At 60.3% G+C, this 14539-nt stretch carries 11 protein-coding genes and 1 pseudogene; 9 read left to right on the top strand and 3 right to left on the bottom strand.

Annotated elements, in window-relative coordinates:
* The first annotated feature begins 72 nt into the window (after positions 1–72).
* From EYW47_RS34755 to EYW47_RS34740, 4 genes are all read left to right on the top strand, one after another.
* Positions 73–1230, top strand: coding sequence for an HPP family protein (locus EYW47_RS34755; RefSeq protein ID WP_133199341.1), 1158 nt, complete (start codon positions 73–75; stop codon positions 1228–1230).
* A gap of 115 nt (positions 1231–1345) precedes the next feature.
* On the top strand, positions 1346–1759 hold the full coding sequence (locus EYW47_RS34750; RefSeq protein ID WP_133199340.1) for a MarR family winged helix-turn-helix transcriptional regulator: 414 nt from the start codon (positions 1346–1348) through the stop codon (positions 1757–1759).
* A 5-nt stretch (positions 1760–1764) separates the two neighbouring features.
* Positions 1765–3567 (top strand): chloride channel protein, encoded by a 1803-nt coding sequence (locus EYW47_RS34745; protein WP_133199339.1) that lies wholly within the window; start codon positions 1765–1767, stop codon positions 3565–3567.
* 431 nt (positions 3568–3998) lie between these two features.
* Positions 3999–5579 carry an isocitrate lyase gene (locus tag EYW47_RS34740; protein WP_133199338.1) on the top strand — a complete coding sequence of 527 codons (1581 nt, stop codon included), beginning with the start codon at positions 3999–4001 and terminating at the stop codon, positions 5577–5579.
* Positions 5580–6375: 796 nt separating this feature from the next.
* On the opposite strand, the gene EYW47_RS34735 is transcribed toward EYW47_RS34740, so the two are convergent.
* Both EYW47_RS34735 and choX read right to left on the bottom strand, forming a co-directional pair.
* Positions 6376–7749, bottom strand: a complete 1374-nt coding sequence (locus tag EYW47_RS34735) for an amidase (protein WP_133199337.1) — start codon at positions 7747–7749, stop codon at positions 6376–6378.
* A gap of 108 nt (positions 7750–7857) precedes the next feature.
* Positions 7858–8799: a choline ABC transporter substrate-binding protein gene (choX, locus tag EYW47_RS34730; RefSeq protein ID WP_133199368.1), complete on the bottom strand. Its 942-nt coding sequence runs from the start codon at positions 8797–8799 to the stop codon at positions 7858–7860.
* 450 nt (positions 8800–9249) lie between these two features.
* On the opposite strand from choX, the gene betI reads away from it, so the two are divergent.
* The 3 genes and pseudogenes from betI to EYW47_RS34715 all read left to right on the top strand — a co-directional run bounded on the left by betI (position 9250) and on the right by EYW47_RS34715 (position 11758).
* Entirely contained in the window at positions 9250–9834 is a 585-nt protein-coding gene (gene betI, locus EYW47_RS34725) for a transcriptional regulator BetI (RefSeq protein WP_133199336.1), read from the top strand.
* 75 nt (positions 9835–9909) lie between these two features.
* Positions 9910–10514 (top strand): annotated as a pseudogene (locus EYW47_RS34720) (tyrosine-type recombinase/integrase).
* A gap of 590 nt (positions 10515–11104) precedes the next feature.
* Positions 11105–11758: a 3'-5' exonuclease family protein gene (locus tag EYW47_RS34715; protein WP_133199335.1), complete on the top strand. Its 654-nt coding sequence runs from the start codon at positions 11105–11107 to the stop codon at positions 11756–11758.
* A gap of 364 nt (positions 11759–12122) precedes the next feature.
* Here EYW47_RS34715 and EYW47_RS34710 read toward each other — a convergent pair whose 3' ends face one another.
* A complete protein-coding gene (locus tag EYW47_RS34710; RefSeq protein WP_165976762.1) occupies positions 12123–12548 on the bottom strand; it encodes a YybH family protein in 426 nt (141 codons plus the stop codon).
* Positions 12549–12951: 403 nt separating this feature from the next.
* Here EYW47_RS34710 and EYW47_RS34705 point away from each other — a divergent pair, with 403 nt between their 5' ends.
* The gene (locus EYW47_RS34705; protein WP_133199333.1) at positions 12952–13413 is read left to right on the top strand and encodes a cache domain-containing protein; all 462 of its coding nucleotides are present in this window, start codon (positions 12952–12954) and stop codon (positions 13411–13413) included.
* Between the two features lie 694 nt (positions 13414–14107).
* Positions 14108–14539 (top strand): nuclear transport factor 2 family protein, encoded by a 432-nt coding sequence (locus EYW47_RS34700; protein ID WP_133199332.1) that lies wholly within the window; start codon positions 14108–14110, stop codon positions 14537–14539.

Raw genomic sequence — 14539 nt, 5'->3', positions numbered from 1 at the left:
TCGCCATCTTAAAAAATCCCCGGCGCCCCGGCGGGGACGCAATTCGCACCTCTTTTTATCGCCATTTCAGCCGTGTCACGCTTCAGAATTCTTCGCTGGCTCACGCGTTTCGCCCCGTCCCCCGTTACCCTCCGCTGGCGTGAGCGCCTGCGCTCCGGCCTGGGCGCTCTGGTCGGCATTGCGGTCACCGGCGCCGTTTCGCACTCCCTGCTCGGCAACGCCTCGACCATCCCCTTCCTGATCGCACCGATGGGCGCCTCGGCCGTGCTGCTGTTCGGCGTGCCCGCGAGCCCGCTCGCGCAGCCGTGGTCGATCATCGGGGGCAATCTCGTTTCGGCCGCCGTGGGCGTGACCTGTGCGATGTTCATTCATGATCCGGTGGAGGCGGCTGCCGTCGCCATCGGCGTGGCAGTCTGCGCGATGTTCACGCTGCGCTGCGTGCACCCGCCTTCGGGCGCCGTCGCCCTCACCGCCGTGCTCGGCGGCCCCGCCGTGCATGCGCTCGGCTACGAGTTCGTGTTCGAGCCGGTCGCGCTGCAATCCTTCACGCTGCTCGTCTCCGCGCTCGTCTATCACACGGCCACCGGCCACCGCTATCCGCACGCGGCGCGGCAGCCCAAGGCCACGCAGCCCGCGGCCGCAGCGGGCGGCTTCTCGCGCGCCGATCTCGAAGCCGTGCTGCGCGAGCGCGACGAACTGCTCGACATCGACACCGACGACCTCGAGGCGCTGCTGCGCGAAACGGAGATCCGCTCCTACGCGCGCAGCTTCGGCGAGCTCAACTGCGGCGCTGTCATGACGCGCGACGTGGTCAGCATCACGCCGGCGACGACGGTGGGCGCTGCGCGCACGCTGCTCAAGCGGCACGACATCAAGGCGCTGCCGGTCGTGGATGCCCAAGGCCACGTGAAAGGCATCGTCACGCGCGCGGACCTTGCGGAAGAAGGCCTCGGCCGCCACCCGCTGCGCGCCCTGCTGCACTCGCTCCGAAGCGGCGTCGCCGCGCATCCCGCCGATGGCGTGCACGTGAGCACAATCATGAGCACGCACGTTCGCACCATTTCCGGCGAGACGCCGATCGTCGAACTGCTTGGCATCTTCGCGGGCCGCGGCCACCACCACGTGCCCGTGGTGGACGGCGAGCGGCGCCTCGTGGGCATCGTCACGCAGGCGGATCTGATCTCGGGTCTGTACCGGCAGGCCCAGCCGCTGCAGCGTCAGAGCGCCTGAGCCTCACGCAACCCGTGACGCGGTTGCGCGTTGCGTCAGGCCTCGGGATGCGCTCGCCGATAAATATCACGTCGTGATATATTCGCATTTTGAATCGCACCCATTTGAATTCCCAATGAAGAACCATTCGCGCGGTCTGACCAAGACCGATTTCGAGCAGTTGTCCGAGTTCCGCTATCAGATGCGCCGTTTCGAGCGTTTCTCGGAACAGGCCGCCCAGGGCGAAGGCATCACGCCGCTGCAATATCTGCTGCTGCTGCACGTGAAGGGCTATCCTGGCCGCACGTGGGCGACCATCGGCGAGATTGCCGAGCGGCTGCAGGCGCAGCATCACGGCGTGGTGGCGCTCGTCTCGCGCTGCGAGGCACTCGAGCTGGTCGAGCGGCGCGTGAGCGAGCGCGATCGCCGCCAGGTGGAAGTGCATCTGCTCGATGCCGGTGAAAGGCTGCTTGCGCGTCTCGCCGAACTCCATCGCGCAGAGCTGCAATCGCTCGACGGCACCTTCACCGTTCCGCAAATCGATCTTTGACGACCATGCATCTCGACGATTCCCACAAGCGCGACTTTTCGGCCAACGCGCGCCTGCCCGGCATCAGCGCGCTCGCCGCCTTCATTGGCGCGCTGGCCACGCTCGCCGCGTTCGTGCTCCTGAGCCTCATCCACTGGTTCACGAATCTGTTCTTCTACGGCCGCTTCTCGTTCGCCGATCACTCGCCCGCGCTGAACACACTCGGGCTCTGGGTCATCGCCGTGCCGGCGGTGGGCGGGCTGATCGTCGGGATGATGGCGCGCTTTGGCTCCGACAAGATCCGCGGCCACGGCATTCCCGAAGCCATCGAGGCCATCCTGTTCGGCAAGAGCAAGATGTCGCCGAAAGTCGCAGTGCTCAAGCCGCTTTCGTCGGGCATCGTGATCGGCAGCGGCGGGCCGTTCGGCGCCGAAGGCCCGATCATCATGACGGGCGGCGCGATCGGCTCGCTCCTCGCGCAGTGCGTGCGGCTCACCTCCGCCGAGCGCAAGACGCTGCTCGTCGCGGGCGCCGCCGCCGGGATGACGGCCGTGTTCGGCACGCCGGTTGCCGCCGTGCTGCTCGCGGTCGAGCTGCTGCTCTTCGAATGGCGCCCGCGCAGCTTCCTGCCGGTCGCGCTCGCCTGCGCCGTGGCGGGCTTCGCGCGCGCCGCGTTCTTCGGCACCGAGCCGCTCTTCGCGATGCAGACCCCGACGCCGCATGCGCTCGCGCTGTTCTCGTGCGTGATCGCCGGGCTGCTCTCGGGCGCGCTCGCCTCGGGGCTTTCCGCCGCGCTCTACAAGGTCGAGGACCTGTTCGCGCACCTGCCGCTGCACTGGTCCTGGTGGCCCGCGATCGGCGGCATCGTGGTGGGCATCGGCGGCTTCATCGAGCCGCGCGCGCTGGGCGTGGGCTACGACGTGATCGGCGACCTGCTCCATCAGCACATCATCCTGCAGGTGGCCATCGCCATCCTCGTGGTGAAAGCCGTGATCTGGGTCGTGGCGCTCGGCTCGGGCACCTCGGGCGGCGTGCTCGCGCCGCTGCTCATGCTGGGCGCGGGCCTCGGCTGCGTGCTGAGCCATGTGCTGCCCGGCAGCGACCCCGCGCTCTGGCCGCTCGTGTGCATGGCGGCGACGCTCGGCGCCACGCTCGGCGCACCGCTCACGGCCATCGTGTTCGCCTTCGGCCTCACGCACGACACCAACGCACTGTTGCCGCTGCTCACGGCCACGCTGTTCGCGCACGGCTTCGCCACGGTCGTCATGAAGCGCTCGATCATGACCGAGAAGATCGCGCGGCGCGGCTATCACATCTATCGCGAGTACGGCGTCGATCCACTCGAGCGCCATTACGTCGAAGAAGTCATGACGCGCAACGTCGAGACGATCGACGCCGCCGTGAGCGTGCGCGATGCGCTTGCGCAGCACTTCGGTCCCGCGCAGAAGCGCCGCGCCTGGCCGGTGGTACGCGATGGCGCCGTGCTTGGCATGGTGGACCGCGCGATGCTCGAAGCGGTGCGCGCGGGCGATGCCGGCGACGCGCTCGACCAGCCGCTCGGCAAATTGCTCGCGCTGCGCACGCCGGACGTGGCACTGCCCGAGGAAACCTGCCGCCGGATCGCCGCGCGTCTCGCAGTGCATGGGCTCGAGCGCCTGGCCGTGGTGTCCGATCGCGAATCGATGCGGCTCGTGGGCATCGTTTCGACCGCTGACCTCGTGAAGGTCTCGCTGTCGCACTTCGAGGAAGAGACCAAGAAGGAGCGCTTCCGCCGCATCGGCATCGGCAATACCAGGCGGCGCTTTCCGCCCGTGCGAAAAGCGGGTTGAGTTTTATAGATTCGCGTCGGCCATGCCGGCGCGAATGAGAGGGTCAGGCTGACCGAAACGGCCCGATCGGCTTACGCCGATCGGGCCGTTTTCTTTTTCGGGCGGTCATCACGTGCACCGCGTTGCTCATCCGGCCAGCCAGCGCCGCTCGAGCCATCCGTGCCCGGCCTGCCTCCGGCCACCGAAAACGCGTTTCACATCACGGAATTCACTTCGAACTTCCGCTGCATCATTTTTCCGCCCTTTGAAAGCGTGTTTTATATCGCAAAATTACGCGCGTATCTCATTGAAAAATAAGCATAAATTGTGTCTTATGTCTTATATAAGACACAGCACGAACGGCGCTACTATTAAGTCATGCAGTTCGCTTCGACAAACGTGGCGGCACGCTCAACCATCTATCAAACGCGCTTTGCTCTTAGGAGAGACACATGGCCCAGTATCAAGACGACATCAAGGCAGTTGCCGCTTTGAAAGAGAACCACGGCAGCGCATGGAACGCGATCAATCCCGAGTATGCCGCCCGCATGCGTGCCCAGAACAAGTTCAAGACGGGCCTGGACATCGCCAGGTACACCGCCGGGATCATGCGCGCCGACATGGCCGCCTACGACGCCGACCCGTCGAAGTACACCCAGTCGCTGGGCTGCTGGCACGGCTTTATCGGTCAGCAGAAGATGATCTCCATTAAGAAGCACTTCAACAGCACCGAGCGCCGCTACCTGTACCTCTCCGGCTGGATGGTGGCCGCGCTGCGCTCCGAGTTCGGCCCGCTGCCGGACCAGTCGATGCACGAAAAGACCTCGGTTAGCGCGCTGATCCGCGAGCTGTACACCTTCCTGCGCCAGGCCGACGCCCGTGAGCTGGGCGGCCTGTTCCGCCAGCTGGACGCGGCCGTTGGCCCGGCCAAGGCCGCCATCCAGGAAAAAATCGACAACCACGTCACGCACGTCGTGCCGATCATCGCCGACATCGACGCGGGTTTCGGCAACGCCGAAGCGACCTACCTGCTGGCCAAGCAGTTCATTGAAGCTGGCGCATGCTGCATTCAGATCGAAAACCAGGTGTCCGACGAGAAGCAGTGCGGCCACCAGGATGGCAAAGTCACCGTGCCGCACGAGGACTTCCTCGCCAAGATCCGCGCCATCCGCTACGCCTTCCTGGAACTGGGCGTGGACGACGGCATCATCGTGGCCCGTACCGACTCGCTGGGCGCCGGCCTCACCAAGCAGATCGCCGTGACCCACGCACCGGGCGACCTGGGCGACCAATACAATGCCTTCCTCGATTGCGACGAAATTTCGGCCGACGCACTGGGCAACGGTGACGTCGTCATCAAGCGCGACGGCAAGCTGCTGCGTCCCAAGCGCCTGCCGAGCAACCTGTTCCAGTTCCGCGCCGGCTCGGGCGAAGCGCGCTGCGTGCTGGATTGCATCACCTCGCTGCAAAACGGCGCCGACCTGCTGTGGATCGAAACCGAAAAACCGCATATCGGCCAGATCGGCGGCATGGTCAGCGAGATCCGCAAGGTCATCCCGAACGCCAAGCTGGTGTACAACAACAGCCCGTCGTTCAACTGGACCCTGAACTTCCGCCAGCAGGCGTATGACGCGATGAAGGCCGCGGGCAAGGATGTGTCGGCATACGACCGCGCCCAACTGATGAGCGCGGAATACGATCAGACCGAACTGGCGATCGCCGCCGACGAGAAGATCCGCACCTTCCAGGCCGACGCGGCGCGCGAAGCAGGCATCTTCCATCACCTGATTACGCTGCCGACCTATCACACCGCCGCACTGTCGACCGACAACCTCGCCAAGGAATACTTCGGCGACCAGGGCATGCTGGGTTATGTGGCTGGCGTGCAGCGCAAGGAAATCCGCCAGGGCATCGCCTGCGTCAAGCACCAGAACATGTCCGGCTCGGACATCGGCGACGATCACAAGGAGTATTTCAGCGGCGACGCAGCCCTGAAGGCGGCGGGTAAAGACAATACGATGAATCAGTTCTGATAGCGGTAGTGCCGCTGGTGAAACGCCAACCTGGAGAGGTTGGCGTTTTTTTTATCCGGTGAGGTTGGCTTGCGGGGTTTGGATCGAACGTTTTGTTGTGCGCTTGCGTGCAGAAGCTGGACGTGTGGCTCGGTAAGCGGAAGATGGCGCGGTTGTCCGGCCACGATCGTCTTTGGGTCCGGTCGCAGTCGCCCGCAGTTGCGCAATCGCTATTGCACGCCGATGACGTGAGAGAATCCGCGTACGCAGCTTGGCAAATGACAGGATCACGGCGAATCGCGTTGCGACGTGGGCGTATGCTGCCGCAAATGCTTCGGGTGGGCGCGCCTGGCTGTCCGCGTCGAATTACGAACCTGTAACGTCCCGCTATCTTCGCCTCCTGGAGGCAGAATTTTGAGCGAGCATGGGTTTCGACCAGGGGTGGTGGCGATAGTGAAACCGTGTTGACGGTTGCTCGCTGCGTCTTGTTCCGTAGGATAGCTGTGCAGGAGTGGGGACGACGACGGGTATGGTCGGTAAAAGCCGGCCTTACCCCGCCGTTAGGCCTAAGAATTCTCGCGTTGGAACGACTGCATTACTCTGCAACCTGACGGACGCGCTACGCACATAATTCGGCCTTTGCCGACATTCGGGCATCGGCTTTGGTTAGGCGGCTACAAGCCGCTTTCCTGACATTCGTACCTCGGCAGGGTTTGCCGGATATATGCGTCAATATGCCAGGTCCGCGCAATTCCCACATTGCCGATTCACCCGGATAGGCACGCTGTGCCACGCTTTCCGGGTGTCTAAGGTTCAACTACTTCCAGCCAACAATTTGCTCAATTTGCGCCGCCAATTGGAGCAACAGCGTATCCTGTCCTGGCTTTCCCACGATTTGTACGCCAACTGGCAGGCCTTCTGTCGTTCTAAAGGTCGGGCATGATGCTGCCGGCTGCCCGCATATGTTGGCTGGTGTTGAAAACGGTGCGAATCGATAACCTGCTTCGTTCCAGCTTTCTACGTCCAGGAAACTATTAAATGACAATGCCCCAACTGGCGCCGGATCGGCCGACAGCGTCGGCGTAAGCAGGACGTCGAGATCGCCAAATGATGAAAGATGGTGATCGATATATGCCTGGCGGCCGACCAGCATCTTACTGCGCTCTTTGGTGCCTGCCTGACGCGCTTTTTTCAGAAGGTGCCACGTCAATGGCTCGAGATCGTCGTCCAGCGGAAGCCTGCCAATTTCGCGCGCGTGATCTTCCACGAGCTTGACGATGTCGTATATCCAGAGAAGATCAAACCAATCCCCCGACGACATGACGCTCGGATATCGATACTCGACGATTGTATGCCCGGCATCTTCAAGTGCCAGAGCAACTTGCCGGACGGCTTCAACCTGATTCTTTCCTGCCTGATGCCCAGAAGGTGAAACAGTGCTCACTCCAACGCGGAGTTTTCCGGGCGGCCGAGCCAGTGCTGACAGATAGTCACCACGATCCTTACCTTCAGCGGTGATATCCAGTGATGCCGCGCTATCTCTGACGCTTCTCGTCACAACATGGTCGGAATTCAGTCCGCTGGCGATCTCTGAAAAGTAGGGCCCGACAGGATTCAGGCCTGCCGTTGGCTTGAACCCAAATACGCCACAGCAGGAAGCCGGTATCCGGATTGAGCCGCCGAGATCGGTTGCGTGCGCAATGGGTACCATTCCAGATGCTACCGCGGCCGCAGCGCCACCGCTGCTTCCCCCCACTGTTACACCATGATCGGCGGGGTTGCGAGTAACACCATAAGCCTTGGGCTCGGTAACGAAGTCTGCCGCGAATTCCGGCGTATTCGTCTTCCCGATGATTGTCAGTCCAGCCGTTCTCCATCTGCTGACCATTTCACTGTCGGCGCGTGGCGAAGCTTGACGAAAATACGTGGAGCCGAATGTAGTCGGCATGTCAAACGAGTACAAGTTGACGTCTTTCAGAAGAAACGGAACGCCGTATAGCGGACTCGCGCCGAATTTCGCGGCGGACAGATCTGCGTCATAGTTCTTCATCGTAACGGCATTGATCGACGAATTTTCCTTCTCGATCTGCTCGATCGCCGCCCGTGTTACTTCAGATGCACTAACCTCTCCGTTGGCAATCAGTGTGGCGAGCCCAACGCCATCTTCCCGAAGGTATTCGTCTACGTTCATTACGTTCTCAGCTCCATTATTTTCAAATTACAGTCAGGATAACAAAATAATTTACGCAAGACGGTCATGTCAGCGTCGCGTCGAGATCATTGTCGATATAGCTTCAGCCTAGTGTCCCAAATATGTCTGTACAGCAGGCAGACCGGGCTTTCCGTCAAACGTGGTGACGCCCGCAAGCCACTGCGTCAACGCTTCCGGATGATCTTTAAGCCAGTCTTTCGCGACAATCATTGGATCCTCTTTTTTTACGATCCGCGCCATGACCGTGTCCTCGATCACAGGCGTGAACTTGAGGTTTGCAAGCAGTTTCGCGACATTTGGGCAACGCTCCTGATAGCCGTTTGCAACGACTGTATAGACCTCGGCTGCACCGTAGTTCGGACCAAATTGATGGTCGCCGCCAGAGAGATATTGGATCTTGTAGTTCAGATTCATCGGATGCGGCTCCCAGCCAAGGAATACGATCCACTCCTTGCGGGCGACAGCACGGTCAAGCGTAACCAGCATGCCTGCTTCACTCGACTCCACCAGCTTGAAGTCGCCCAGGTGATGTTCGTTTGCCTGAATCATTCTTTGAATGGACACGTTGGCGTCGTCTCCCGGCTCGATTCCGTAGATCCGTCCACCGAGCTTGTCTTTGAATTTCGCGATGTCATCGAAGTTGCGAAGACCCGCTTCATATGCGTAATCCGGTACAGCCAGCGTGAATTTCGCACCGGTGAGATTGGGCGTCGGCAGCCGCGTGACCGACTTCGACTCCAGGTACGGTCTGGCGTTCGAGTCTTGCGACGGGACCCAATCGCCGAGATAGATGTCGATGTCCTTGCGCTTCAGGCCCGCCCAGGCAAGCGGGATCGATAGCGTAGTGTCGGTCGGTTTGTAGCCGAGCCCGGCCAGGACGTTCTTTGCAAGTGCAGTGGTCGATTCCAGGTCTGCCCAACCGATCTTTGCGAAACGCGGCGCGTTACAGGTGTAGGGTTCCTGCGCCTGAACGGCGAACGACAAGAGCGCCGCAAAGGCGCAACCAAAGCGGTATAGGGGCTTCACCATTACAGACTCCACGCGGAATGCGATCCGATCAAGGTTGGGGAAATTGAATCTGTCCGCTCCGGCTCTCGAAGCGACGTTGGTTAACGATACAAGAAATTGGATGGTCATCCAATCCAGGTGTTTACACCTAACATCAAGCGGACCACGAGGGCGGTCCGCGCGCCGATCCAAACGCAATGAGGATCAATTCTCCAGGGAGACGCGGAAAACGCCCGCCGCCTGCGCCGAGGATTTGCCTTCGCGGACACGTACAGCAAACACGGCACCGACGATGGCGAGAATGATTCGAGCGACTTTGCTGATACATGGAGTGCCGGCTTCAGCGCTAGCCCGCGGGAGGAGGTGGGCGGTCAATCTGGTAATCGACTTCCCGTTGCAGATATACTTTCCGGCACACGAGCGAAATCATTGGAATGCCGCCCGTCTCAGTCAACAACGAATGAACTAGCCATGCCAAGCAAGTCGATAAGGGACATCCGCCGTGCTGATTTAATGGAAGCGGCCTATCTGACGATGCAGGAACATGGCCTTTCGGGAATTACGACGGCCCGCGTAGCTGAGCGCGCAGGTATGTCGACCGGTCTCGTCCACCACTATTTCAAAGACAAGAATGAACTGATCGAGAGCGCCATTCGTGTTTCAACTGCCGAACAAAAGAAAGATGTACTCGCATGCGTTGCTCGTGCTCGCACGCCAGCTGAGCGGATATGGGCAATTATTGAAGGCAATTTTTCTGAAAGAGGTTACACGAGGCCAATCGCTCAGGGCTGGGTCTCTTTCTGCGGAGATGCGTGCTTCAACCCGCGATTCCTTCGCATTCAGAAAATCGTGCATCGACGCATGGACGACAACTTGTTATTCAGCCTGAAAATGCTGTTGCCGCTAGATCAAGCTCGAAATGTTGCGCTTGACATCAGCGTAATGATCGACGGATTTTGGTTACGCCTGGCGTTGCAGGGGACACCGAGCCGTTCCGAGGCGCTTGCTCGCATGCGAGGCTATCTGGAGAGAACGCTTACTGCGGTCGAACCGTGACTCATATCCGGGTAGCGCTTGTGTGTACGCAGAGCGCGTGACTAGACGCTGAGCTTACGTCCGAAATACGCCGGAATCCCTGTAGATGTTTCGCCGGGCCGCGTGGCCGACGCGGGTCGCTTGCCACCGCTCAGGCCCAAAGACGTTTGGGCCATCCGGATCCACGTTCAGGCCGCACATGCTGTCCGAGATCTTGCCTTGTTCAATCTCGCAATCGACAGCAAACTGCGCGGTTGTGACCTTGTCAGTTTGCGAGTTCGCGACGTCACTCACGGCAATCAGGTCTTGCCGCGGGCGCAGGTCATCCAGCGAAAGACGCAGTGGCCCGTTCAATTTGAGCTGACTGAACCGACCCGGTCGGCTGTCCGCGCGTGGTTTGAGAAGGCTGCCCTGAGGTCGGAGCAGTACCTCTTCCCAAGTCGACTATCAGCGTCACCGCATCTTTCAACCCGGCAATATGCGCGGATGATACGACGATGGGCGGGTGCAGCGGGACTTGATCCGACAGTCTACGGTACGCATTCAATGCGCCGTACCAAGGCAACGTTAATTTACAAACGCACGAAGAATATCAGAGCCGTCCAGTTGTTGCCTGGCCATAGCAAGGTTGAGAGCACAATCAAGTACCTCGGCATTGAAGTCGATGACGCTCTGGAGATTCTGAACAGACTGAACTCTAGCGGAGGCGCTGGCCGCACGAAAGCGATGCTACGTTTGCTTTCATGCGGCTTCGTTCTGGCGCAACTCACTTTGGGGGAAATCGACCGGTTACTGCTGCTCGCCGATACTGCGAAGCGGGCACTATGCACCGGTCGTCGGACCATGAAAGATCAGTTCGGTCTCGGAGCCATTCATTAGGAGCCCGGTCATTCCACAGAGCGCGTCGCGGCCGCCCGTCCGAAAATGGGCTCTGCAGGAGGTAATTCCGACGGGCCGTGTTGGACGAACGTGAACCGCAGGGTACAGGGTTGATTGCCAGGGAGGCGCGAGACGCGCGAGAACCAAAGTATCAAGCTGAGCGACGTGGCGGATGTGGCCCGAACGGCCGGATTCGCTGCACCGTCCTTTCACGATCGGCCAGTGGCGAGATAATTCCGATTCATCTGCATTCCGATGTATTTTCAGTGCATCGAGACGGGTACGGGAATGGGTGTTGACGGTGCAGTCGCACCGGTGCAATATCGACAGAAAAAAAGCACTGTCGAGCCGGACTTCTGGCAGAGGTTAGCAGGCAACCTTCCACGGGTGGTTAATTTCGGGAGCATTGGCTATGGGAAAAAGCGCAGCTGTCGATCTGATGGCTTTGAGTGAAGGAAATGACAAGGCCTTATTTCTGCGTAACATCCTCGACGGCCTGATATATGACGGATATCGATTTCCAACAGAAGGCTCCGACGGTGTCATTGGGCCGTTTACGATCTCGAAAGCAATGCCACTTTTTCTTCGGAAAAGAGACGAGGGAAAATGGAGCGTTGAACTGCATGACAAGCTCGGACTATTGGCTGCGCACATTAATTTTCGCATAGTTACCGGGCAGTTACCCAAAAAAGGTGCAGCTTTTCAGATCAACTTGCGGCTTCTCCATTTGACCGTTCGGCGACGAAAATGCCAACTTGTGATCGATGATAACGGACCGTCTAAGGCAACCGCCGATGAGTCAATTCATATGAATCGCAACACCCAGTGGGACGGTCGGAAGGAAAACCTCACCAATTTGGTCAGGAATCTAGAGACACTTGACCGTGTTCAATTCTCCGAAGAAGAAGTTGTTTCTTACCTAACCGACTACGAAGGGCTAACACCCGCTTACATGGCGCGGGCAGCAACCGGCTTGAAGGAAGCCATTGAAAAAATCATTCATATAAATTCCGGAGGCGGAATCATAGTCACGTTTGACGAAGACAAGGCTTGGAGCGGGCGTTAGAAGCGCGATGGCGCTCCTAACGACGCAAAGCATGGTGACCCTACTGCTAGACGGCCGGTTAGCAACAGAAAGGCGCCCAGTGGTCCATAGGCAGATCTCGGCCTTATCGGACATTGACGCGCGCGAGGTGCTATGTCAGCAACGTGGCAGATTGCTGACCGTGGCTGCATCTAGCAGCCCGGCGTCAGCTTCCTGCATCAGCGAATTCGCACTTTCGATCCGAAGCGGTCGTTGGGTGGCTCGGGCGCAGACTCCGAGGGGTGACGCTCAACGCTCGACGTGAGCGGCGGTGCAAAGGCGCTCAGCGCCATTGCGACGTACACTCGACGAAATGGCTAGTTCGAGCGAGACAATTCTCACGACCTCAGCTTGCCACCGGGGACAGCGTGTTGGCGTCGCGGGCCAGAAGCCAGCGGCCGTCGGGCTGTTTGCGGTATATGGTGATCCGATGACCGGCCAGCTCCGTTGCTTCTCCGCCGGCGCGCGGTGTGACAGATAACGAGTCCCGGCACCGTGTGTAGGCGACTTCGCCGACGATCACGACCTCTTCCAGCTCGCTGATGCAGCGGATACGCGATTGTTGGTGGGCGGCCACGAAGCCGACGGGGAATCCATCCCGGCCGAACGGCGCTCGGCCCGGATTCAGAAACACGACATCGTCCGCCATCAAGGTGAGCAAGCGGACAAGATCGCCGGCGTTGACGGCATCAATCCAGGTTGTGTGCACCTCACGAATAGCTCGTTCATCAGATCCCATCTGCAACCTCCACTGCCAAAACAGTTCGATCACGCGACAATCATGGCGTCGGTCAGCATCGATCGGCGAGAGCATCCCGAATGCGAGCTTGCCATCGGCGCAGGCGGGTAGCAATAGACTCTTGCCCCCGGCCAGCCAGGCTTAGCGCCCAGAGATCAGCGCCGACCGACCGCTTCTGGCCGACTGTACGCGCTCGCCGACCTCGCCGTAAGCAGCCATTCCGACGGCCGGTTCACTTCGATAGTCGTCCTTTCGATCAAGCCCAGGATCGACGCGATGGGCCAAATCCGGAAGTGGCCACCCCACCTCTTTTTATCAACTCGTCGGCGGGCACGAGTAGACTGGTCAATCGGGGCAATGTTTGGATATGACGCCTTGATGCCTGCGCACGTTGCATGACAATTGCAAATTGCTCGAAGAGCAGGGAGAAATGTCCATGTTTCGTAAACTCGTGATTGGCGCGCTAGTCGCCATGGCTGCCTTGTTCTCGACTACGGCATTCGCGCAAGGTACTGCGGCGGACGCCAAGGCCATGCTTGAAAAGACGGTTGCGGCCATCAAAGCCGATAATGCCAAGACGCTCGACCAGATCAACAAGGGCGAAAACGGCTTCCTTGTTGGCGACCTCTATCCGTTCTGCTTCAATCTCAGCGACGGACTCCTCGTCGCGATCGGCAATCCCAACGTTAAGAGGTTGCTCGGCAAGGATGCGAGGACATTTAAGGACCCTACGGGCGACGTGTATGGCCCAAGGCTCTATGACGCGGCAAAAGAGGGGCAGGTCAATGAGGTCAGCTACATGTCTCCCAAGGCCGGCGCTGACAAGACGTGGGTGCCGAAGGCGAGCTTCGTTACCGCGGTCGCCGGCCTGGGATGCGGCGTCGGTTACTACAAGTAGTCCGACCAAACCAACCGTCATATGGGCGCCGAACTGCGACAGCCACACAATGCTATTTTCTAGCGTGACCGTTCAGTTCTGATGCCCTTCACTCCGCATGTGCGGTTTGCCATCGAGGCTGGTCAGTTTTGATATCCGCCTCGGGTCATTCGCGTCGATATTGTCAGGTCTGCTACCTTGTCCGCTATCCACAAGAACTGGTGCACGTGGCATGCCTCCACGGATGACCGGATCCCTCTGTTAGCTGCCCTCGGAAATCCGGAGGCTCGACGGGCAGCAACGGATCACTTAGCCGCCTTCCCCCGAGATTCCGCGAAGAACTGTTCGCCGCCGCGTTTTGCCGGCTTCCAACACCTTCACTCATAGTCGTCCCCTCCCGATCCACCGCCTTCGCGGCCCCGTACACATCGCAATCGCCATCGCACCAGATAACAGCGCGCGATAGCCGCGAGCCGTATGCCGACCACTGCCCGTTTCGAAGCCAGGCAAGCGCGAATCGACAGCAGCCGCGCGCCGCCCGCCGCCTCTGCGGCGCTGGGTGATACGCACGCGCGCACGACCGGACCTCCATTTTCCGCATGCTCCGTATGGATGATTTGCCCCGCTGCGTTCGATGCGAACCTGCGTGTGGCAGGACTGCCGCGCCCGCCTGGCGGCGCGGTCGCCCTTCTCCGTCCATTCACTGGAGCACCGCATGACCGATCCAAATCCCCGTCACGCGTTGTACGAGCTCGCGTGCCGCTATGCGCAGGCCGTCGACCGGCGCGACTGGCAGCAGCTCGCCACCCTCTTCACTCCCAACGCGCAACTGAGCGGCCCCGCATTCTCGTTCGACAGCCGCGACGCGATCATCGCCGGAATGGGTGCGCTCGCGCATTACGAGCTCACCCAGCATCACGTCCACAACCAGCTCGTGACGCTCGGCGCCGGAGAAGCGTCGGTCGAGACCTACGGCATCGCGTCCCACATCTACGTGCGAGACGGCCAGAAGCGCAAGCTCGACTGGGGCCTGCGTTACCACGACCGCTGCGTGTTCAACGACAGCGACAGCGACGACCGCATGTGGCGCTTCGCGTCGCGCACGCTGCTCGTCGACTGGGCGCAAGACTTGCCGCTGGAGGGCTGA

This window comes from Paraburkholderia silviterrae, from assembly GCF_004353915.1.
Classification (GTDB): Bacteria; Pseudomonadota; Gammaproteobacteria; order Burkholderiales; family Burkholderiaceae; genus Paraburkholderia; species Paraburkholderia silviterrae.
Note: the sequence above shows the minus strand (reverse complement) of the source record. Positions and strands in the feature narration are given on the sequence as shown.

What these genes read in the sequence shown, in the direction of transcription:
- EYW47_RS34750 (WP_133199340.1), top strand. Translation starts at nt 1,346, where the DNA reads ATGAAGAACCATTCGCGCGGTCTGACCAAGACCGATTTCGAGCAGTTG.
- EYW47_RS34700 (WP_133199332.1), top strand. Translation starts at nt 14,108, where the DNA reads ATGACCGATCCAAATCCCCGTCACGCGTTGTACGAGCTCGCGTGCCGC.
- betI (WP_133199336.1), top strand. Translation starts at nt 9,250, where the DNA reads ATGCCAAGCAAGTCGATAAGGGACATCCGCCGTGCTGATTTAATGGAA.
- EYW47_RS34705 (WP_133199333.1), top strand. Translation starts at nt 12,952, where the DNA reads ATGTTTCGTAAACTCGTGATTGGCGCGCTAGTCGCCATGGCTGCCTTG.
- choX (WP_133199368.1), bottom strand. Translation starts at nt 8,799, where the DNA reads ATGGTGAAGCCCCTATACCGCTTTGGTTGCGCCTTTGCGGCGCTCTTG.
- EYW47_RS34740 (WP_133199338.1), top strand. Translation starts at nt 3,999, where the DNA reads ATGGCCCAGTATCAAGACGACATCAAGGCAGTTGCCGCTTTGAAAGAG.
- EYW47_RS34745 (WP_133199339.1), top strand. Translation starts at nt 1,765, where the DNA reads ATGCATCTCGACGATTCCCACAAGCGCGACTTTTCGGCCAACGCGCGC.
- EYW47_RS34715 (WP_133199335.1), top strand. Translation starts at nt 11,105, where the DNA reads ATGGGAAAAAGCGCAGCTGTCGATCTGATGGCTTTGAGTGAAGGAAAT.
- EYW47_RS34735 (WP_133199337.1), bottom strand. Translation starts at nt 7,749, where the DNA reads ATGAACGTAGACGAATACCTTCGGGAAGATGGCGTTGGGCTCGCCACA.